This is a genomic window from Azospirillum sp. HJ39, from assembly GCF_041507355.1.
GTDB lineage: Bacteria > Pseudomonadota > Alphaproteobacteria > Azospirillales > Azospirillaceae > Azospirillum > Azospirillum thiophilum.
In genome coordinates, this window is sequence record NZ_CP167911.1 from 267,872 (window position 1) to 287,137 (window position 19,266).

19 protein-coding genes are annotated in these 19,266 nt (G+C 70.1%); 12 read left to right on the forward strand and 7 right to left on the reverse strand.

Annotated elements, in window-relative coordinates; all coding sequences use genetic code 11:
• The first annotated feature begins 29 nt into the window (after positions 1 to 29).
• From ABMY26_RS14715 to ABMY26_RS14735, 5 genes are all read left to right on the forward strand, one after another.
• Entirely contained in the window at positions 30 to 1,700 is a 1,671-nt protein-coding gene (locus tag ABMY26_RS14715; protein WP_372398000.1) for an HD domain-containing phosphohydrolase, read from the forward strand.
• 160 nt (positions 1,701 to 1,860) lie between these two features.
• Complete coding sequence (locus ABMY26_RS14720) at positions 1,861 to 2,106, forward strand: DUF1272 domain-containing protein (RefSeq protein WP_372398001.1); 246 nt, start codon at positions 1,861 to 1,863, stop codon at positions 2,104 to 2,106.
• Positions 2,107 to 2,224: 118 nt separating this feature from the next.
• Entirely contained in the window at positions 2,225 to 2,890 is a 666-nt protein-coding gene (locus tag ABMY26_RS14725) for a glutathione S-transferase family protein (protein ID WP_372398002.1), read from the forward strand.
• Between the two features lie 91 nt (positions 2,891 to 2,981).
• The gene (locus tag ABMY26_RS14730) at positions 2,982 to 4,163 is read left to right on the forward strand and encodes a M20 aminoacylase family protein (RefSeq protein WP_372398003.1); all 1,182 of its coding nucleotides are present in this window, start codon (positions 2,982 to 2,984) and stop codon (positions 4,161 to 4,163) included.
• Between the two features lie 7 nt (positions 4,164 to 4,170).
• Positions 4,171 to 4,635 (forward strand): protease complex subunit PrcB family protein, encoded by a 465-nt coding sequence (locus ABMY26_RS14735; RefSeq protein WP_372398005.1) that lies wholly within the window; start codon positions 4,171 to 4,173, stop codon positions 4,633 to 4,635.
• Positions 4,636 to 4,838: 203 nt separating this feature from the next.
• Here ABMY26_RS14735 and ABMY26_RS14740 read toward each other — a convergent pair whose 3' ends face one another.
• Positions 4,839 to 6,584 (reverse strand): putative bifunctional diguanylate cyclase/phosphodiesterase, encoded by a 1,746-nt coding sequence (locus ABMY26_RS14740; RefSeq protein WP_372398006.1) that lies wholly within the window; start codon positions 6,582 to 6,584, stop codon positions 4,839 to 4,841.
• Between the two features lie 519 nt (positions 6,585 to 7,103).
• Between ABMY26_RS14740 and ABMY26_RS14745 the strand changes: the two genes are divergently transcribed.
• The 3 genes from ABMY26_RS14745 (at position 7,104) to ABMY26_RS14755 (ending at position 10,277) form a co-directional block, all read left to right on the forward strand.
• Entirely contained in the window at positions 7,104 to 7,943 is an 840-nt protein-coding gene (locus tag ABMY26_RS14745; RefSeq protein ID WP_372398007.1) for a universal stress protein, read from the forward strand.
• 325 nt (positions 7,944 to 8,268) lie between these two features.
• A complete protein-coding gene (locus ABMY26_RS14750; protein ID WP_045581446.1) occupies positions 8,269 to 9,189 on the forward strand; it encodes a replication protein RepA in 921 nt (306 codons plus the stop codon).
• A 311-nt stretch (positions 9,190 to 9,500) separates the two neighbouring features.
• Complete coding sequence (locus tag ABMY26_RS14755) at positions 9,501 to 10,277, forward strand: sulfite exporter TauE/SafE family protein (RefSeq protein WP_372398009.1); 777 nt, start codon at positions 9,501 to 9,503, stop codon at positions 10,275 to 10,277.
• A 19-nt stretch (positions 10,278 to 10,296) separates the two neighbouring features.
• On the opposite strand, the gene ABMY26_RS14760 is transcribed toward ABMY26_RS14755, so the two are convergent.
• Positions 10,297 to 11,196, reverse strand: a complete 900-nt coding sequence (locus ABMY26_RS14760; RefSeq protein WP_372398010.1) for a methyltransferase domain-containing protein — start codon at positions 11,194 to 11,196, stop codon at positions 10,297 to 10,299.
• Between the two features lie 79 nt (positions 11,197 to 11,275).
• Here ABMY26_RS14760 and ABMY26_RS14765 point away from each other — a divergent pair, with 79 nt between their 5' ends.
• The 4 genes from ABMY26_RS14765 to ABMY26_RS14780 all read left to right on the forward strand — a co-directional run bounded on the left by ABMY26_RS14765 (position 11,276) and on the right by ABMY26_RS14780 (position 13,569).
• Complete coding sequence (locus ABMY26_RS14765; protein WP_372398011.1) at positions 11,276 to 11,542, forward strand: flagellar biosynthetic protein FliQ; 267 nt, start codon at positions 11,276 to 11,278, stop codon at positions 11,540 to 11,542.
• A gap of 25 nt (positions 11,543 to 11,567) precedes the next feature.
• The gene (locus ABMY26_RS14770; protein WP_372398012.1) at positions 11,568 to 12,335 is read left to right on the forward strand and encodes a ComF family protein; all 768 of its coding nucleotides are present in this window, start codon (positions 11,568 to 11,570) and stop codon (positions 12,333 to 12,335) included.
• Between the two features lie 117 nt (positions 12,336 to 12,452).
• Entirely contained in the window at positions 12,453 to 12,716 is a 264-nt protein-coding gene (gene grxC / locus ABMY26_RS14775) for a glutaredoxin 3 (RefSeq protein ID WP_045581450.1), read from the forward strand.
• Between the two features lie 10 nt (positions 12,717 to 12,726).
• Complete coding sequence (locus ABMY26_RS14780; protein WP_372398013.1) at positions 12,727 to 13,569, forward strand: carbon-nitrogen hydrolase family protein; 843 nt, start codon at positions 12,727 to 12,729, stop codon at positions 13,567 to 13,569.
• Positions 13,570 to 13,573: 4 nt separating this feature from the next.
• Here the strand turns inward: ABMY26_RS14780 and ABMY26_RS14785 are convergent, their stop codons facing one another.
• The 5 genes from ABMY26_RS14785 to ABMY26_RS14805 all read right to left on the reverse strand — a co-directional run bounded on the left by ABMY26_RS14785 (position 13,574) and on the right by ABMY26_RS14805 (position 19,191).
• Complete coding sequence (locus tag ABMY26_RS14785; RefSeq protein WP_372398014.1) at positions 13,574 to 14,053, reverse strand: DNA polymerase III; 480 nt, start codon at positions 14,051 to 14,053, stop codon at positions 13,574 to 13,576.
• A gap of 7 nt (positions 14,054 to 14,060) precedes the next feature.
• Entirely contained in the window at positions 14,061 to 16,004 is a 1,944-nt protein-coding gene (locus ABMY26_RS14790) for a DUF294 nucleotidyltransferase-like domain-containing protein (RefSeq protein WP_372398015.1), read from the reverse strand.
• A gap of 232 nt (positions 16,005 to 16,236) precedes the next feature.
• Positions 16,237 to 17,946: a cation acetate symporter gene (locus ABMY26_RS14795; protein WP_372398016.1), complete on the reverse strand. Its 1,710-nt coding sequence runs from the start codon at positions 17,944 to 17,946 to the stop codon at positions 16,237 to 16,239.
• Positions 17,946 to 18,248 carry a DUF485 domain-containing protein gene (locus ABMY26_RS14800; protein ID WP_045581453.1) on the reverse strand — a complete coding sequence of 101 codons (303 nt, stop codon included), beginning with the start codon at positions 18,246 to 18,248 and terminating at the stop codon, positions 17,946 to 17,948. Before ABMY26_RS14800 ends, ABMY26_RS14795 begins: the two co-directional genes overlap by 1 nt.
• A gap of 355 nt (positions 18,249 to 18,603) precedes the next feature.
• Positions 18,604 to 19,191 (reverse strand): DUF1178 family protein, encoded by a 588-nt coding sequence (locus ABMY26_RS14805; RefSeq protein ID WP_372398017.1) that lies wholly within the window; start codon positions 19,189 to 19,191, stop codon positions 18,604 to 18,606.
• Positions 19,192 to 19,266: the final 75 nt, after the last annotated feature.

Consider the following 19,266-nt stretch of genomic DNA (forward strand, 5'->3'; position numbering starts at 1 on the left):
ATCGCGCAGGCGCAACCGCTGGGAATGACATGCTCCACGACGATGCACGGCCGGAGACGGCCGGCCCGGCCGCAAAGCCGCCCTTCAGGGTTCTGGTCGTCGATTCCGACCCGTCGCTCCCGGCGACGGTGCAGGCCGCGCTCGACGGGCTGTCCATCGACGGCGCCGGTGTGGCGCTGCAGGGCGCCACCTCCGCCGCCGCCGCGCGCGAGGCGTTGCGGCAGCATCCCGACACCGCCCTGATCCTGCTGGACATCGCGCTGGAAAGCGAACGGGCGGGGCTGGAGCTGGTGGCCTATCTGCGGCGCGAGCTGGGCAACCAGCGCACCCGCATCGTCGTCTGCACCGGCGACGCCGGCCCTGCCTCCGCCCCTGCCTCCGCCCCTGCCTCCGATGGCGAGGACGAGGCGATCGCCGCCTACGACATCGGCGACTGGCGCACCAAGGCGGAGCTGACGCCGCGGGCGCTGCGCGCCGCCGTCGCCGGCCAGCTGCGCACCTTCGCCAGCCTCCAGGCGCTGGCCGCGGGGCGCAAGGGGCTGGCCCGCATGCTGGTCGCCACCACCGGCCTCCTGGAGATGCGCACCCCCGACGTGCTGTTCCCCAACATCCTGCCGCGGGTGGTCGGGCTGCTCGGCATCGGCCACCATGCGCTGCTGTGCATCCAGGGCGACACGCTGCCGCGCGACCGCAAGATCCGCGTGCGCGCCTCCACCGGCCGCTTCGCCGGATGGAAGGACGTGGAGGTCGCTGAGCTCGGCGAACCGCGGGTGGAGGCGGCGCTGGAGCGGCTGTCGCCCGGCAGCGAGACGATCATCGAGCCGGATTTCTGCGCGCTGCGCCTGCGCGCCAACGGCGGCATCACCGGCATGATCTATGTCGAGGGCCGCAACGACGGCACCGCGCGGGAATGGCAGCTGCTGGAGCTGTTCCGCAACAAATGCTCGATCGCCTTCGAGAACGCCCTGCTGATCGAGGAGCTGAACACCTCGCAGAAGGCCACCGTGCTGGCGATGGGCGCGCTCGCCGAATACAAGGACAATGCCGCGACCGGCCATCTCCAGCGCATCGAGAAGCTGGTCGGCGCGCTCGCCCGCGAACTGCACGGGCGCGGGAAGTTCCGCGGCGAGCTGGACGCCGACTTCGTCGAGAAGGTCGGGCTGGCGGCCCTGCTGCACGATGTCGGCATGCTGAGCGTGTCGGACGAGACGCTCGGCATGCCGGGGGAGCTGACCGGCATCGACATGCAGATGATCCAGCGCCACACCGAGATCGGCCACCGCATCCTGTCCGAGGCGGCGGTGCCGCTGCGCGGCCGCTCGCTGCTGTCCATCGCGGCCGAGATTGCGCGCTACCACCATGAGCGCTTCGACGGCTCGGGCTATCTGGAGGGGCTGAAGGGCGACGCCATCCCGGTCAGCGCCCGCATCATGGCGGTGGCCGACGTGTTCGACGCGCTGATCACCAGCCGCCAGTACCGCGGCGCCTGGCCGGTGGAGGACGCGATCTCCTGGATCGTCGAACGGGCGGGCCGCGATTTCGACCCCGACGTGGTCGACGCCTTCGTCCATGTCGTCCGCCGCTTCCAGACCGACGATCCCGGCTGGTTCCCCAAGGCCGGCGGCGGCCACGGCATGCTGGGCGGCGTCATCGGCCGCAAGCTGCGCGCCCTGTTCGGCCGCCGCGCCGAGGCGATGTAGGCGGCCCGCCGGTCCGGAGGGCGGGAGCGGGACGGGAGAGGGGCGGGGGGGATGCGGTTTGGCAGGATCTTCACGCCCATCGGCAGTCGCGCCACTCTCCGCCCGCCGCGTTCTCCGCTATCCTCGGCGCCTTCCACAACCCCTTGGCCGAGTGACCGTCATGCTGGACCTGCGCCCCAACTGCGAATGCTGCGACCGCGACCTGCCGCCGGAGTCGATGGACGCCTACATCTGTTCCTTCGAATGCACCTTCTGCGCCGACTGCCGCGCCCGGCTGCCGGGGGAGCGCTGCCCGAACTGCGGCGGGGAGCTGGTGCGGCGGCCGATCCGCCCGGCGGGGAAGCTGGCGGCCAACCCGCCGTCGGCGCTGCGGGTGGTGAAGCCGCAGGGCTGCGCGGCGGAGTGAGCTCCCCCGGAATTGCGCGCGCTGCCGCTGGCGTTCGCCGGGCAAATCGGCCAGAGTGGTGGCGCCGCTCCCGAAAACCGTCCCCGAAAACGGCTTGGAGCGCAGGGACAGTCGCCGCATGCTCACGCTCTACAGTTTTCCCACGCCCAATGGGCACAAGGCCTCGATCCTGCTGGAGGAGCTGGGGCTGACCTATGCCGTCCACCGGGTCGACCTGGCCGCCGGCGAGAACAAGCGCCCCGATTTCCTGGCGATCAGCCCGATCACCAAGATCCCGGCGCTGGTCGAGCAGCTGCCGGGCGGCCGCGTGCGGCGGCTGTTCGGCTCCGGCGCCATCCTGCTGCAGTTTGCCGAGCGCACCGGCCGCCTGCTGCCGGAGGACGAGGACGAGCGCGCCGAGGCGATGAGCTGGTTCATGCTCGGCGTCAGCGACCTCGGCCCCACCGCCATCGACATGCAGCGCTTCGCCGCCCGCGCCCCCGACCGGCTGCCCCACGCCATCGACCTGTACAAGGGCGACCTGATGCGCTGCTATTCGGCGCTGGACGAGCGTCTGGGCGCGGCGGAATATCTGGCCGGCGCCTCCTATTCCATCGCCGACATCGCCTGCTTCCCCTTCATCGCCGTGGCGGCGGCGGGCGGCGGCGGGCTGCTCGACCGGTTCGCCAACCTCAAGCGCTGGCACGATGCCGTCGCCGACCGGCCGGCGGTGCGGCGCGGCATGGCCGTCCCGGAGATGGCCATTCCCGAGACGGCCATTCCCGAGACGGCCGCTCCCGATTAGGCTTCCTCCTTTCCCGGCAGAGCATTCCCAACCCTCCCCGAACCGTGCCCGCCGTTCCGACCAGCGGCCGTTCCAACCAAGCGTCAGAGACATGCCGATCAACACCCGCATCGCCGCCTTCCAGGACGACATGACCGCGTGGCGGCGCGACATCCACGCCCATCCGGAGCTGGGGTTCGAGGAGGACCGCACCGCCGGCATCGTCGCGGCGAAGCTCGCCGAGTTCGGCATCCCGGTGCATCGCGGGCTGGGCAAGACCGGCGTGGTCGGCACGCTGAAGGGGCTGGACAGCGGCAGCGGGCGGGCCATCGGCCTGCGCGCCGACATGGACGCGCTGCCGATGCCGGAGGCCAACGATTTCGAGCATGCCTCGCGCCATGCCGGCAAGATGCACGCCTGCGGCCATGACGGGCACACGGCGATGCTGCTGGGCGCCGCCCGCTATCTGGCGGAAACCCGCAATTTCGACGGCACCGTCCATCTGATCTTCCAGCCGGCCGAGGAAGGGCTGGGCGGCGCGAAGCGGATGATCGAGGACGGGCTGCTGCAGAAGTTCGATTGCGAGCAGATCTATGGCCTGCACAATTGGCCGGAGCTGCCGGCCGGGCAGATCGCCGTCCATCCCGGCCCGGTGATGGCCGCGGCCAACCAGTTCGAGATCCATGTGACCGGCCATGGCGCCCATGCCGCCATGCCGCACCGCGGCATCGACCCGGTGCTGGTGGCGGCCCACATCATCACCGCGGCGCAGAGCCTGGTCAGCCGCGGCACCAACCCGGCGGAGAGCGCCGTGGTGTCGATCACGGTGGTGGAGGCCGGCACCGCCGCCAACGTCATCCCCGACAGCGCCCGGCTGCTGGGCACCATGCGCACCTTCTCGGAAGAGAACCACCGCCGCATCCAGGAACAGTTCGCCCGGCTGGTCTCCAGCATCGCCGAGGGGCTGGGCGCCAAGGCCGAGCTGCGCTTCCGCCCCGGCTATCCCGCCACGGTGAACAGCGAGCCCGAGGCGCGCATCGCAGCAAGCGCGGCGGCCAGGGTGGTGGGCGAGGACAATGTGGTCTGGGCGCCCGACCCGACCATGGCGGCGGAGGATTTCGGCTATATGCTGAAGGAGCGGCCGGGCGCCTACATCTGGCTCGGCCATGGCGGCCACCGCGGCCCGTCCTGCCGCCTGCACAACCCGCATTACGACTTCAACGACGACATCCTCGCGGTCGGCGCCAGCTATTGGGCGTCGCTGGTCGAGACCATCCTGCCGCGGAGCGCCTGACCTCGCCATGACGGTTCCGCCGATGCGCCGCCCGATCCCGCTGCTGCTCGCCTCCCTGCTGCTGCTGGCCGCCTGCCAGGGCGGCGACCGTGCCGACGGCAACCTGCTGCCGTCCCAGGCGGAGGCCGGCACCGTCTGGCAGGGCGACCGCAGCGCCGCCGCGGAACGCGCCTATGTCGTCGCCCGCGACGCCGCCGAATGGACGGCCCTTTGGGCGCGGGTGGGCGAGCCGGCGCCGGCCGCGCTGCCCGGCGGCCGGATGGCGGTGGCGGTGTTCCTCGGGCCGCGCGACACGGCGGGATATGGCGTCGCCATCGACCGCGTCCAGCAGGCGGGCGCCGAACTGGTCGTCGGCTATCGCGAGACGGTCCCCGGCCCGGCCCAGGCGGTGGCGCAGAGCCGCACCAGCCCCTATGCCGTCCGCCTGCTGCCCAGCGTGGCGGGAACGCCGAAGTTCGTCCGGGGGAAGTGAGGGCGGGGGAAGTGGGGCGGTCGCGTGATGCCCCCTCCCCATCCCTCCCTCTCTTCGAGGGAGAGGGGGCAGGATGCTTGGCGGCCTTATGTGGATGGTGGATGCCGGAGCGGCGGCAGTCCCCTCTCCCGCGGTAGCGGGGGAGGGTTAGGGAGGGGGCAATACGCAACCGCCCTGACGACCGCCCCTACCGCCGACCGCCCCTACCGCGGCATCTGCCAGGGCAGGTCGCCGCCCACCAGCCTGGCGGCATCGTCCGGCGACAGCGGGCGGGCGAAATGGTAGCCCTGGCCGTAGTCGCAGGCCAGCGCGCGCAGCAGGTTGGCGTCGGCGCTGGTTTCGATGCCCTCGGCGATGACGTCGAAGCCGAGCAGGCGCGCCAGATCCATGATGATGCGGACGATGGCACGGTTCTCCTCCGACTGGTGCATCGCCGAGACGAAGGAGCGGTCGACCTTCAGGCTGTCGATCGGCAGCTTGTGCAGGTAGGACAGCGACGAATAGCCGGTGCCGAAATCGTCGATCGACAGCTTGATGCCCAGCGCCCGCAGCTCGCGCAGCAGGCGGATCGACTGTTCCGCCTTGTCCATCACCGCGCTTTCCGTCAGCTCCAGCTTGATCCAGGACGGCTCCACCCCGGTTTCGCGCAGGACGTCGCGCACGACCTGGACGAAATTGGGATCGGACAGCTGGTGCGAGGAGAGATTGACGCTCATGAACAGCGGGGCGGAGCCCGGCTCGCGCTGTTCCTGCCATTCGGCGATCTGCAGGCAGGCCCGGCGCAGGACCCAGGTGCCGAGCGACACCACGAGGCCGGTGCTCTCGGCGATGGGGATGAAGACGCCGGGCGGGATGTTGCCGCGTTCGGGATGGGTCCAGCGCATCAGCGCCTCGAACCCGGCCAGCCCGCCGGTCACCATCTCGACGATCGGCTGGTAGGCGACCCATAAATCGCGGTCGCCGGCCAGCGCGCCGCGCAGGTCATGCTCCATCCGCACCTGCTCGACCACCTGGGAATGCATCGCCGGGTCGAACCAGGCCTGCCGCCCGCCGCCCTGCTCGCGGGCACGGGCGGTGGCGATCTCGGCGTCGCGCAGCACGTCGTCGGGCCGCTCGTGGCTGGGCATCGCCACCGCCACGCCGATGCTGGCCGACAGGAACACGGTGCCGCCCGAGCTGGAGCGGGCCGAGCGCACCACCCCCGCCAGCGCGTCGACGGCGGCCTCCAGGGCGGGACGGTCGCAGGCGCCGCCGGCCAGCAGGGCGAAGGCATGGTCGCTGACCCGCGCGATCAGGTCGAAGGCCGCGGCCTGCGCCCCCATCCGCTGCGCCAGATCGTCCAGCAGCTCGTTGGCGAAGCCCTGGCCCATGCTGCTGCGGATTTCGGCGAAGCGGTCGATGTCGAGGATGACCAGGGTGAACGGCTCGCCCATGTTGCGGTAGTCCGCCATGTGCTTCAGCAGCATCAGGCGGTTGGCCAGCCCGGTCACCGGATCGTAGTAGGCGAGGCGGAAAAGGTCGTCCTGCACCTGCCGGCGCTCGGTCATGTCCTGCAGGATGACGAAATAGCCGGTGACGGCGCCGTCGGCCGTCCTGTGCGGGGAATGCATCCGCATCAGGTAGCGCTGCTGGCCGTCGGCCTGGGTGATCCAGCCTTCGGTCTGCACCGTCTCGCCGGACAGCGCGCGTTCGGCCATCGCCGTCGTGCTGCGCAGCAGCTCGGGCCCGAGATGCTCGCCGATGGTGGTGCCGACCGCCTTGTCCAGCGTCGTCCCCATCATCTCCAGATAGGCGCGGTTGGCGTAGATGTGCCGCCGCTCCGGGTCGAGCAGCGCCACCTTCACCGTCATGGCGTCAAGAATCTGACGCAGGGCGTCGAGCCCCGGAGCGCCGGAAGCGGCACCCGACAACACGTCGGCCAGCGCGGAGATGCGGGGATCAATACTCATGGCGAGGAAAGACGGGATTACCCAACAGGAAATCGATATCCAACACTTACGCGAAATGTCGGGCATGCGTCAAAACCAAAGCCGCGTCCGGGCAACAGAGCTTGGTCGTTTCTACAGGCGGCGTGTCGAGGACGCATTGACATAATATAGTATTCACGCAAGTCCGGGTTGCATTTTCGTGCGGGCGCCGATCAAAAATTTCGTCTCGTCGTCCATGCAGGAGCGGATTGTTCACGTTTCCCGTCACCGCATTGCATGCAGATGCAGCGTCCTGGGATTGTATGCTTTGGCAATTGTCCGCCACCGGGGCGGTGGTGTGCAGTGCAGGACCGCGATGGCGGCATGGCTGTACCCTGTATTCAAAGGGAATGCGCAACCGCAAGAGGATTTATACTGCCAAGGAAAGTGGGGATGTCGCTCCGTCAGGCGCCGTCCCGCCCATCGTCGCCCGCTGCCGTCCTGGTGCAGCCATCGCGCGCGGCAATGGAAGCAATCACAACCCTGGGCAGGATGCACGCCATGGCACTCAAGGACTTTCTGGTGGTCGTCGACGATATGCCGGCTTCTGCGGCCCGTCTCGACCTCGCGGCCCGGCTCGCGGTACGGACGGATGCCCACCTGACCGCGCTCTATGCCTTCACCGACATCGCCTTTCCCGGATATATCGAGGCGGAATTCCCGCAGGAGTTGCGTGAGAGCCGCCGGCAGGCCCGCAAGGACCAGACCGCCCTCATGGCGGCCGCCTTCGACGACGCCATGCGCCGCCACGGCCTGACCGACCGGTCGGAATGGCTGGAGGTGGAGGGGGATCCGACCATCGCCGCCGCCGTGCGCGGCCGCTATGCCGACCTGATCGTGGTCGGCCAGCCCGATCCCGACCGCGACCGCGACCAGCCCGTCGCCCAGCCGGCCGACCTGCTGTTCGAGAGCGGCCGCCCGCTGCTGGTGGTTCCCTATGCCGGCCGCTTCGCCACCATCGGCGAACGGGTCCTGGTGGGCTGGAACGGCAGCCGCGAGGCGGCGCGGGCCATCGGCGACGCCATGCCGCTGCTGGCCGCGGCCAAGCGCGTCGTGGTGATGGCGGCCAATCCGAAGCCCGGCCCCAACGGCCTGGGCGACGAGCCCTGCGCCGACATCGCCCGCCACCTGTCCCGCCACGGCTGCCGCGTCGAGGCGACCCACGTCGCCACCGACGTCGTGGAGCCCGGCGACACCCTGCTGAACATGGCCGCGGACGAAAGCTGCGACCTGCTGGTGATGGGCGCCTATGGCCGCTCCCGCTTCCGCGAGCTGGTGCTGGGCGGGATGACCCGCTTCATGATGCAGCACATGACGGTTCCGGTGCTGATGAGCCATTGAGGCGCCCGGCGGGACCCGGTCCGGGGGGAGCGTGGGGTTAGGCGACCGCATGCCCCCCCGCTTCCGCGGAAATGCCGCCGAGTCGCCCCGTCCGGGCCCTTGGGGAAAAGCGACCGCGGCCCGTCATCCACCGCCGCCCCCTTGGGGACAAGCGGCGGATCCGTGGGGACAAGCGGCGCGACTCGGGCTTTCCCCATGGGGACAAGCGGCGACTCTACTAATAAGCCTGACAACTAAGCGTCGACTAGCCCGGTCGCCTAACCCCACATTGACTCCGCCGCCCGCCGGTCACCAGGATGCCCCAACATCCGGGTGGGAGGCGGCGATGGGCGACATCCACAGGCTGGTGATCGAACATGGGCGGGACAAGGCGCGCGCCCTGGTCCGTCCCGAGGAGCGGACGCTGGTCGACATCGCCGCCGACATCCTGGCGGACGAGAAGCAGCATCTCGGCATCACCTACAGCGGCTTCTGCCTGACCAGCCTGCCGCATAAGAAGCTGGCCGACGACGCCCCCTGGGAAAAGCGCGGCCATCAGGTGACGCTGCTGGTCGAACCCGGCCGGCTGAAGGTGAACGGCAAGGTCAAGCTGTTCGGCGTGCCCTATGGCGCGCGGGCGCGGATGATCCTGATCTATCTGCAGACCCAGGCGGTGCGCACCGGCCGGCGCGAGGTCGAGCTCGGCCGCTCGATGCGCGACTGGCTGACCCGCATGGGCATCAGCGTCGGCGGCGAAACCTTCCGCGGCTTTCGCGAACAGTCGCTGCGCATCTCCGCCTGCACGCTGAAATTCTTCTGGGACGGCGAGAACGCCGACGTGTTCGAGAAGGGCGGCATCGTCAAGCGCGGCCTGATCTTCCACGACGATCTCGGCGACGACCGCCAGGGCACGCTGTGGAACGACGTGGTCCAGCTCGACGAAACCTTCTTCCAGGCCCTGCGCGACCATCCGGTCCCGCTGCTGGAGGAGGCGGTGCGGCAGTTGAAGGACCGCTCGCTCAGCCTCGACCTCTATGTCTGGCTGGCCTACCGGCTGCATTCGCTGAGCCGGCCGCAGCCGATCTCCTGGCCGTCGCTCTACGCCCAGTTCGGCGCCGGCTACGACCAGATGAAGCATTTCAAGCCGCGCTTCGTCCAGGCCCTGCAATATGCGCTGGCGGCCTATCCCGACGCCAAGGTCGAGCCGGCCGACGACGGCGTCGTCCTCCACCCCAGCCGCCCGCCGATCGCCCGCCTGCTGGCGTGAGGGGCGTGGGGTTAAGCGACCACGGTGGGGAAGCAAAGGCTTCGATTGCCCCCTCCCTAACCCTCCCCCGCTCACGCGGGAGAGGGAACTCCGCCGCTTCGTCGCATAGCCTCACACCGACAAGCATCCTACCCCCTCCACCGCAAAGCGGGGGAGGGTTGGGGAGGGGGCATCCGTCAGCCGGCACGTTTCCGCCACGGTCGCTTTTCCCCACACCGCAGCCCGCGTGCCCCCGCCATTGACGCACGTCATGGGACGCCACCGCGATCCGCCGCTAGGATCGGCCAGCCACCGAATCGGAGAGGCCCGCCTTGGACGCCCTGTCGCTGCTGGATGCCGGACTGAACCAGTGTGCCGTGGTCATCGACCGCGACGGCGGGCTGCTGCTGGCGCTGCTGACCGCCGGGCTGGTCGGCGGCACCACCCATTGCGCCGGCATGTGCGGCCCCTTCGTGCTGGCCCAGGTGTCGGCGCGGCTGGAGCGGGTGCCGCTGTCGGCGATGTCGGAATTCCGCCGGCTGACCGGCGCCGCCGTGCTGCCCTACCATGCCGGCCGGGCGACGAGCTATGCGCTGATCGGCGCGCTGTCGGCCTCGGTCGCCGGCCATGTCGGGGCGCTGCCGGGGCTGCGCTGGCTGTCGGTGGCGCTGCTGGCGCTGGCGGCGCTGTTCTTCCTCGGCTATGCCGCGCGCAGCCTGACCTCCTGGTTGCCGAAACTGCCCGTCTTCGGCCGGGACCGGCCGCGGTCGGCGGGCTGGTGGGGGGAGCGGGTGTCGCGGCTCGCCCGGCCGCTGTTCGGCAATCCGACCGGCTGGCGCGGCTATGGGCTGGGGATGGCGCTGGGCTTCATTCCCTGCGGGATGCTCTATGGCGCCGTCGCGGTGGCGGCGGCGAGCGGCAGCGCGCTGACCGGGGCGCTCGGCATGGCGGCCTTCGCGCTGGGCACGGTGCCGAGCCTGCTGGCGGTGGGGCTCGCCGGCCATGTCGCCGGGCGTACCTGGCGGACCACGGTCGCCCGCGCCGCCCCGGCGGTCATGCTGGTGAACGCCGGGGTGCTGGGCTGGATGGCCTGGAAGCTGGTTGCGTAAACCAGGCACTCATACCCACTCAGTGGATACCGCCGCCCTTCAGCGCGTCGCCGAGCGGAACCTGCCCGCTGCCGGGCTTCAGCGGCTGCTGCTGGCTTTCGTGCGGCGACCAGCCGGCCAGATACAGCACCTCGAAGGTCACCGGGATCCGGCCGTCCGGCTCGGCATAGAGCTCGGCATAGCGCCGGGCGGCGTCGAACAGCAGCCCGCGGGTGGCCGGCACCTTGCGCCGCGCCAGCACGGCATTCGTCTCGCCCATGCCGCGCAGCTCGCGCATCAGGGCGAAGGCGTCGGAATAGGTGACGGTGATGGTGTCGCTGTCGACCACCGGCAGGGCGAAGCCGGCCCGTTGCAGCAACCCGCCGGCATCCTTGATCTCGGCGAAGGGCGACACCCGCGGGGAGATGCCGCCGGCGACCTCCATCTCCGCCTCGTAGAGGCAGCGGCGCAGCTCGATCAGCGTCTGGCCGCCCAGCATCGCCGCGCAGAAGAAGCCGTCCGGCTTCAGCGCCTGCCGGATCTGCACCAGCGCGCCCGGCAGGTCGTTGACCCAGTGCAGGCTGAGATTGCTGACCGCCAGATCGAAGCTGCCGGGGGCGAAGGGCAGGAACTCCTCGTCCGCCGCGACGGCCGGGCCGCCCGGACCATGGGCGGCGCGGGCGAAGGCCGGCGACAGGTCGCAGGCGACCAGCCGCTCGATGCCCTTGCGGCCCGTGAGCGCCCGGCCCATCGCCCCGTCGTGGCAGCCGACGTCCAGCGCCAGCGGGAAGGGACGGAGCACGTCCTCCAGCCGGTCGGCCAGCCGGTCGGCGATCTCCTCGAACAGGAAGGAATGGTCGGTGAATTCGGCGACGGCGCGGTCGCGGCGGCGGCGGACCAGCGCGCGGTCGAAGACGGTCATGCTGTCGGAGCTTGTCATGGCCGCACTATACCCCAGCCCGGCCGGGCGGCAACCGTGCTACAGTAAGCAGGTTTCTCCAGATCGGGACCGCGACCGCATGGGCATCGACGAGGCCGTCGCCGTCAGCCATGAAGCGCTGATGGTCATCCTGAAGATATCGCTGCCGCCGCTTGGCATCACCGCCCTGCTGTCGGCGGTGCTGATGCTGTTCCAGAGCGCCACCAACATCAACGAATCCTCGCTGCAGCAGGACACCAAGTTCTTCGCCACGCTGCTGATCCTGTTCGTCACCGGCCCGGCGATCTATCTGGCCCTGCGCGACTACACCGGCATCATCTTCGAACGCATCGCCATGCTGCAGTGACGCCAGCCGGACGCGAGCCGCCGCCATGCCGATCCCGACCGCCTTCGCCGCCCCGCTGGCCGGGCTGGGCCGCTCCGCCGCCGGTGCGGCCAGCCTGCTGCTGAACGCGCTGCTGCCGCCGCGCTGTCTCAGTTGCGGCGAGGGGGTGGACCGGCAGGGCGGCCTGTGCGCGCGCTGCTGGACCGGCCTGACCTTCATCGCCGCGCCGCTGTGCGCCTGCTGCGGCCTGCCCTTCGAGTATGAGGCGGAGCAGGGCAGCCTGTGCGCCTCCTGCCTCGCCGATCCGCCACCCTTCGCCCGCGCCCGCGCCGTGCTGGCCTATGACGACGGCAGCCGGCCGCTGATGCTGGGCTTCAAGCATGGCGACCGCATCCATGCCGCCAAATCCTACGGCGTCTGGCTCGCCCGCACCGGGCGGGAGCTGCTGGAGGACGCCGACCGGCTGGCGCCGGTGCCGCTGCACCGCGGCCGGCTGTTCCGCCGCCGCTACAACCAGGCGGCGCTGCTGGCCCAGGCCCTGTCGCGGCACTGCGGCGTTCCCGCCCTGCCGGACCTGCTGCAACGCCACCGTGCCACCCCGACCCAGGGCGGGCTGGACCGGCAGGACCGCCACCGCAACGTCAGGGGCGCCTTCCGCCTGCGTCCCGGCCTGTCGGTGGCCGGGCAGCGGCTGGTCCTGGTCGACGACGTGCTGACCACCGGGGCCACCCTGGCGGAGTGCGCGCGGGTGCTGCTGCGCGCCGGGGCGGCACGGGTCGACGTGCTGACGCTGGCCCGCGTGGTGCGCCGCTGACGGCTGGAAAGGCCGGCCTGGGGAAAGGCTGACCGGTGCCGGGTGCAGGGTGCAACGTCTGGCGCGTCCGGTGGGTTGACCCTATAGTTCTTCCATCTCCAACGGGAGCCCACAGGCATGGCCGACGTCGTCATCTACACCACGCCCTTCTGCCCCTACTGCATGCGGGCCAAGAGCCTGCTCGACGGCAAGGGCGTGACATACGAGGAAATCGACCTCTACGCCCAGCCGGGCCGCCGCAGCGAGATGATCGAGCGGTCGGAGGGCCGGACCACCGTCCCGCAGATCTTCATCGACGGCCGGCCCTATGGCGGCAGCGACGACATCCACGCGCTGGACCGCGCCGGCAAGCTCGACCCGCTGCTCGGCATCGCGGCATGAGGGGCGCCGCATGACGGGAACCGGCATCGTGAAGGCCGCCTGCGTCCAGGTGAACGCGGGCACCGAGCTGGAGCCGAACCTGCGGGCGGCGGGCGACCTCGTCCGCCGCGCCCGCGATGCCGGGGCGGAGTTCATCGCCCTGCCGGAGAATGTCGGCTGGATCGTCCAGGGCCGCGACAGGACCATGGAACGCATCCGGACCGAGGCCGAGCATCCCGGCGTGCCCTTCTTCGCCGATCTGGCGCGGGAAACCGGGGCCTGGATCCTGGGCGGCACCCTGCATGTGCTGCTGGAGGACGGGCGGGCGGCCAACCGCAGCTACCTGTTCGGCGCCGACGGCCGGATCGCCGCGTCCTACGACAAGATCCACATGTTCGACGTCACGCTGAAGGACGGCGAATCCTACCGCGAATCGGCGACCTTCCGGCCGGGCGAGCGGGCGGTGGTGGCGGCCAGCCCGTGGGGCGGCATCGGCATGACCGTCTGCTACGACGTGCGCTTCGCCTATCTGTACCGGGCGCTGGCCCAGGCCGGGGCGTCGATCCTGACGGTGCCGGCCGCCTTCACCGTGCCGACCGGCCGCGCCCACTGGCACACGCTGCTGCGCGCCCGCGCCATCGAGACCGGCTGTTTCGTCGTCGCCCCGGCCCAGACCGGAAGCCACGACAAGGGCCGACAGACCTACGGCCACTCGCTGCTGATCGCGCCGTGGGGCGAGGTGCTGGCCGATGCCGGCACCGAGGTCGGATTCATCGCCGCCGAGCTCGACCTCGCCCGCGTGGCCGAGGCGCGCGCCATGGTGCCGTCCCTCACCCACGACCGCGCCGTCGGGGTGGAGCGGCTGGGCTTCTGAGGTTTTACTTCCCCTCCTGCGTCAGCCGCAGCCATGCCATCGCCGCGGCCAGCGCGATGCCGAAGGCGCCGTCGGGCTGGACCGGCAGGTCGAGGTCGCGGACCATGCTGTCCAGCCGCAAATCGACCGCCTGTTTCGACAGGCTGCGGATCTTGCGGTCGTAATAGAGGCCGGACACCTCGACCCGCTCGTCGGGCAGCGGGCGGCCGGTCAGCCGTTCCGCCATGGCGATGGAGAAATCCAGGTAATAGCCGATCAGCGGCCGGTCGCCGATGAAGGCGTGCAGGCGGTCGCCGGCCTCCGCCATGCCGGTGTCGCTGCCGGGATAGAGCCGCAGCGCGCTGCCGGCCAGGATGCGCGGGCCGCGGATGCGGATGGCGGCGAAGGTCAGCGGCCGGGCCGTCTCCGGGTCGAAGCCGGTGGCCTCGCAATGGATCGCCACCCGCTCGCGGCGGTCGGTGTAGGGGGAGTCTGACTGAGCCATGTCCGCCTCAATGGTTCAGGCGGAAATGGTGGGCGATCAGTTCCTTGAAGCTCTTCACCAGGGCCAGGCAGTCGTTGAACTGGTCGCGGTCGAGCTTGCCCAGCCGGTCCGGGTGGACGAGGTTGTCGATCGCAAGCTCGGTCCCCTCGGCATCGGGCGCCTCCCTGTCCGGCAGGTCGACACGCGCCTTGAGGCGGATGGTCGACAGGATGGCGAAGGCCTCGATCAGGTCGGCGGCCATCTTGCGGTCGAGCGCCCCCAGCTCGGCCAGCACCTGGATGCGCTCCACCGTGTTGGTCTCCGCCCGGTGCTTCTCCAGCGCCAGCGCGCGGACGCCGTGGACGATGGGGAAGATGCCGGCCTTCTTGATGTCCACCGGCTCCGCCCGGCGCCGGTCGAACAAGGCGGCGAACAGGCCGCTCGGCGTGTCGAAGGACAGGGTCGGCCGGGCGAACTGGGTGAAGAACATCTGGTTGTCTTGCAGCCGGCCCAGCAGATAGGCCTTGGCGTCGGCCAGCAGCGCGGGATCGCCGGCCACCGGGGCGGCGTCGTAGAAGATGGCGAGGTTCATCTGCGCCGCCTCGTCCGGGCGGTGGATCCAGCCGAAGATCGCATCCTTGTAGCCGGCGAGCGGCCGGGTCCAGTCCGGGTTCGACAGCATGATGTTGCCGGGGCAGGGCGGATAGCCGAACCCGACCAGATGGCTGGTGAAGGCGGCGGCGATGGCGGGCAGGCCGGGACAGTCGAAGCCGTCGCGCAGGATCAGGCCGTTGTCCTGGTCGGTCTTCAGCAGCTGTTCGCCGCGCCCCTCGCTGCCCATCACGATCAGGCAGGAATTGGCCAGCAGCTCGGGCGGGGCCAGCAGCTCGAACAGCTTGCGGAAGATGCGGCGGTTCAGCTCGGTCACGAGGTCGGCGATGAAGGCGACCTTGACCCCGGTGGCGTGCAGCGTGCGGATCAGCTCGACGATGGAGCGGCTGGCCCGGCCGAGGTCGGCCGGGTCGGTCGCATGCTCCACCTGCACGCCGATGACCTGGGAATGGTTGGACAGCACCGCCAGCAGGTCGCTCTGCCCCAGCAGCCCGGCGATGGCCCCGTTCTCCGTCACCACGACGCGGCGCACCCCATGGCGGGTCATCAGCACCAGCGCGTTGAACAGCAGGTCGTCGCGGTCCAGCGTCAGCAGCCCGTAGCGGGCGAGCGGCCCGACCGGATCGCTCACCGGCCGGCCGTCCAGCACCACCAGGTCGCGCAGGTCGGTGCCGGTCAGGATGCCGGTGCGCCCGTCGCCGCCGCGCACCAGCACGCTGCTGGCGCGGTTGCGCTTCATCGCCTCGGCCGCCTCGCGCAGGCTGGCCGAGGCATCGACGAACAGCGGCGGGTGCAGGTGGGCCTGCCGGATGCGGGCCATGGTCAGCGCCGCCATCTCGCGGTTGGAGCGCTCCACCGCCAGATCGCGCATGCGCTGCGCGAACCCGCCCAGGATCGCGGCGCCGAACTCCGGATTGTCGGCGGCCAGCGCCTCCAGCGCCGCGCGCGGGATCAGGTGGCAGACGCACTCCTCCGCCGCGACGAAGCGGCGGGCGGCGGTGCCCTCGGCATCGGCATCGCCTCCCGCCCTGCCGCCGGCGCCGCCGTAGAGCGCCTGCAGGCCGAAGCGGTCGCCCGGCCCATGCACCGCCGCCACCTCGCCGCCGCGGCGCTCCTGCACCGATCCGCGAAGCACGACGAACAGCGAGTCGACCGGCTCCTCCCGGCACAGGACGACGGCATCGCGCGGGTAGAGCGCGATGTCGAGCGCGCCGGCCAGCATCGCCCGCTGGTCCGCCGTCAGGCGGTCGAAGGGAGGCCGGCCGAAATCGAAGGTGCCCGGTCCTGAAGAGCCTGGCCCTGAAGAGTCCGGCCCTGAAGACCCCTGGCCGGAAGGGGCGGTCGGCATCGCATGCTGCACGGGGCGGGCTCCGTCGTCCAAAAGGCGGGGCATGAAAAAAAGCGCCCCGGGACTGCTCCCGAGGCGCTTTCCAGGATACACCCGCCGGGCAGGCTGCCGGAAGCGGGTGCGACAATCGGCGATGCGGACCATTCGCCGCATGGCCTGCGGCAGGGCTGCGAAGGGGGGAGGGGCGCGGTGCGAGACGCAAACCCCTCCCTTCCTCCTCGCGTTCCCCGCCACCCGCCTTCGATCAGTGGGCGGACGCCCCCTCGGCACCCAGGCCGGTCTGCGACCGGATGTACTGGGCCTCGAAGTCGCGGCGCTCCTTCTGTGCCTGCTCGCTGTTGTCGGTGATCGAGAAGAACCAGATGCCGGCGAAGGAGAGCAGGATCGAGAACAGGCCCGGGTTGTCGTACGGGAAGATCGCGGTCGGGTTGCCCAGCACGGCCTTCCACACGGTCGGACCCAGCACCAGCAGGACGATCGCCGAAACCAGCCCCAGGCCGCCGCCCAGCACCGCGCCGCGGGTGGTCATCTTGCCCCAGAACATCGACATCAGCAGGATCGGGAAGTTGGCCGAGGCGGCGATGACGAAGGCCAGGCCGACCATGAAGGCGACGTTCTGGTTCTCGAAGGCGACGCCCAGCACGATCGAGACGATGCCGATGACGACGGTGGTGATCTTCGACACGCGGATTTCGTCGGCCTCGTTGGCGCGGCCCTTGGCGAAGACCGAGGCGTAGAGGTCATGGGAAACCGCCGAGGCGCCGGCCAGCGTCAGGCCGGCGACCACCGCCAGGATGGTGGCGAAGGCGACAGCCGAGATGAAGCCGTAGAACAGGTCGCCGCCGACCGCATGGGCGGTGTGGATGGCCGCCATGTTGGTGCCGCCGATGACGTTGGCGATCACCGCCTTGGCACCGGCCAGCGGGGCCGCGGTCAGGAACGGATAGGCGCCGGTGGCGTCCGGGGCCAGGATCATCAGGATGGCGCCGAAGCCGATGATGAAGGTCAGGATGTAGAAGTAGCCGATGAAGCCGGTGGCGTAGAAGACCGACTTGCGGGCTTCCTTGGCGTCCGACACCGTGAAGAAGCGCATCAGGATGTGCGGCAGGCCGGCGGTGCCGAACATGAGCGCCATGCCGAGCGAGATCGCCGAGATCGGGTCGGTGACCAGCGTGCCGGGCGACATGATCGCCAGGCCCTTCGGGTGCAGCTCGACCGCGGCCTTGAACATCGCCTCGGGGCTGAAGCCGAACTTGGCGAGGATCATGAAGGCCATGAAGGAGGCGCCGGACAGCAGCATCACCGCCTTGATGATCTGCACCCAGGTCGTCGCCAGCATGCCGCCGAAGGTGACGTAGCCGATCATCAGCACGCCGACGAGGATGACGGCGACCAGATAGTCGAGGCCGAACAGCAGCTGGATCAGCTTGCCGGCGCCGACCATCTGGGCGATCAGGTAGAAGGTGACGGTCGCCAGCGAGCCGCAGGCCGACAGGGTGCGGATCGGGGTCTGCTGGAAGCGGTAGGAGGCGACGTCGGCGAAGGTGTATTTGCCGAGGTTGCGCAGCCGCTCCGCGATCAGGAACAGCACGATCGGCCAGCCGACCAGCCAGCCCACCGAATAGATCAGCCCGTCGAAGCCCGACGCGTAGACGAGGCCGGCGATGCCGAGGAAGGAGGCCGCCGACATGTAGTCGCCGGCGATGGCCAGGCCGTTCTGGAAGCCGGTGATGCCGCCGCCGGCGGCGTAGAAGTCCTTGGCCGACTTGGTGCGGCGGGCGGCCCAGAAGGTGATGCCCAGCGTGAGCAGCACGAAGATCAGGAACATGACGATGGCGGACCAGTTCGTCGCCTGCTTCTGCACGGCGCCGCCGATGGCGTCGGCATAGCCGCAGGCGGGAACCAGCACGCCGGCCGCGGCTGCTGCTGCGGTGAGACGGATGGTGGCGCGCATCACTTCGATTCCTCCAGGATCTGGCGGTTCAGCTCGTCGAATTCGCCGTTCGCCCGGTTGACGTAGATGCCGGTCAGGATGAAGGCGGAGACGATGGTGAAGACGCCCACGGGAATGCCCCAGGTCGTGACGCCGGAGCCGATCGGCGTGCCAAGGAAGCCCTTCCCGAACGCCACCAGCAGAATGAAACCGAAATAGATGACGAGCATGGCGATCGACAAAGTCCAGGCGAAGGCGGACCGTTTCGCCACCAGCTCCTGGAATTTTGGATTGTTCACAATCCGTTGTGCATTTTGACTCATGTGCGTCCCCCTCATCGAGTGCCGGCGATTGTGCGACGGTCTTTGAGACACTCGGGAATTTGCCGTCCGGGCGATCGCGTCCGGGTTTTCACCTGGATATTCGTACGCCCTTGACCTGCCCAATTGTTTGATACAGATCATTGTTTGGCGCACCCCCTACCTTGGTCGGTGGGGCGGGGCGGCGGCAGGGCCGGGGAGCGTGAAAAGCCAAGCGCCGGCAAGGCCGTAGCCGGAGACGCGAAAGGCGCCCCCGTTTCCGGGCGCGCCTTGCAAACCGTCAGCTTTTCAAATGGTTTCTTTGGGAATCGTTGCCGCCGCCATCCGGATCCGTCCGGTGCGGGACGGCCACCGCCCCCTAGGAATCGCTGCGCGGAATCCAGGGGATGCGGTGAAATGTCACACCCTCTTCGTGGAGTTCGGCGACGTCCTCGTCCGACGCCTCGCCATAGATGCCGCGCGGATCGGTCTCGCCGTAATGGATGCGCCGCGCCTCCTCGGCGAAGCGGTCGCCGACATAGTCGCAGTTCTTCTCGACGCTGCGCCGCACCTCGGTCAGCTGCCGCATCACCTCGGCCACCGCCTCGCGCTGGGCGTCGTTCAGGCTGGGCGGCAGCGCCGCCACCATGTCCGCCGCGCTGGGCAGCGGGATGGGCGCCGGAATCGGCACCGGCAGGGTGGCGGGGACGGCGGATGGCGCGGCTGCGGGACCGGCTGGCGCCGGGGCGTCGGCCGAGGCCGCTTCGGCCTGCTCGCGGGCGCGGTCGGCCGCCCGGGCGACGCCCTTGGCGATGCGGGGGGCCATCGGCGCCTTGCCGACGACGGTGTCGCCGCAGATCGGGCAGGCGATCTGGTGGGCCGCCGCCTGCTCGTCATAGGCGGCGCCGTTGCGGAACCACGCCTCGAACCGGTGGTCGGCCGAGCATCTCAACGCGAAGAGGATCATATCCCCACAAGCCCCAACTTATCCGCAGCAGGAAAACCAGCCCCGGCACGCCGATCCGGGTTGCGGCACGACTCG

Coding starts and splice junctions, on each gene's coding strand:
- ABMY26_RS14800 (WP_045581453.1), bottom strand. CDS start 18,248: ATGAGTCAAAATGCACAACGGATTGTGAACAATCCAAAATTCCAGGAG.
- ABMY26_RS14765 (WP_372398011.1), top strand. CDS start 11,276: ATGGGCATCGACGAGGCCGTCGCCGTCAGCCATGAAGCGCTGATGGTC.
- ABMY26_RS14725 (WP_372398002.1), top strand. CDS start 2,225: ATGCTCACGCTCTACAGTTTTCCCACGCCCAATGGGCACAAGGCCTCG.
- ABMY26_RS14715 (WP_372398000.1), top strand. CDS start 30: ATGCTCCACGACGATGCACGGCCGGAGACGGCCGGCCCGGCCGCAAAG.
- ABMY26_RS14735 (WP_372398005.1), top strand. CDS start 4,171: ATGACGGTTCCGCCGATGCGCCGCCCGATCCCGCTGCTGCTCGCCTCC.
- ABMY26_RS14770 (WP_372398012.1), top strand. CDS start 11,568: ATGCCGATCCCGACCGCCTTCGCCGCCCCGCTGGCCGGGCTGGGCCGC.
- ABMY26_RS14805 (WP_372398017.1), bottom strand. CDS start 19,191: ATGATCCTCTTCGCGTTGAGATGCTCGGCCGACCACCGGTTCGAGGCG.
- grxC (WP_045581450.1), top strand. CDS start 12,453: ATGGCCGACGTCGTCATCTACACCACGCCCTTCTGCCCCTACTGCATG.
- ABMY26_RS14730 (WP_372398003.1), top strand. CDS start 2,982: ATGCCGATCAACACCCGCATCGCCGCCTTCCAGGACGACATGACCGCG.
- ABMY26_RS14780 (WP_372398013.1), top strand. CDS start 12,727: ATGACGGGAACCGGCATCGTGAAGGCCGCCTGCGTCCAGGTGAACGCG.
- ABMY26_RS14795 (WP_372398016.1), bottom strand. CDS start 17,946: ATGCGCGCCACCATCCGTCTCACCGCAGCAGCAGCCGCGGCCGGCGTG.
- ABMY26_RS14745 (WP_372398007.1), top strand. CDS start 7,104: ATGGCACTCAAGGACTTTCTGGTGGTCGTCGACGATATGCCGGCTTCT.
- ABMY26_RS14720 (WP_372398001.1), top strand. CDS start 1,861: ATGCTGGACCTGCGCCCCAACTGCGAATGCTGCGACCGCGACCTGCCG.
- ABMY26_RS14785 (WP_372398014.1), bottom strand. CDS start 14,053: ATGGCTCAGTCAGACTCCCCCTACACCGACCGCCGCGAGCGGGTGGCG.
- ABMY26_RS14760 (WP_372398010.1), bottom strand. CDS start 11,196: ATGACAAGCTCCGACAGCATGACCGTCTTCGACCGCGCGCTGGTCCGC.
- ABMY26_RS14740 (WP_372398006.1), bottom strand. CDS start 6,584: ATGAGTATTGATCCCCGCATCTCCGCGCTGGCCGACGTGTTGTCGGGT.
- ABMY26_RS14750 (WP_045581446.1), top strand. CDS start 8,269: ATGGGCGACATCCACAGGCTGGTGATCGAACATGGGCGGGACAAGGCG.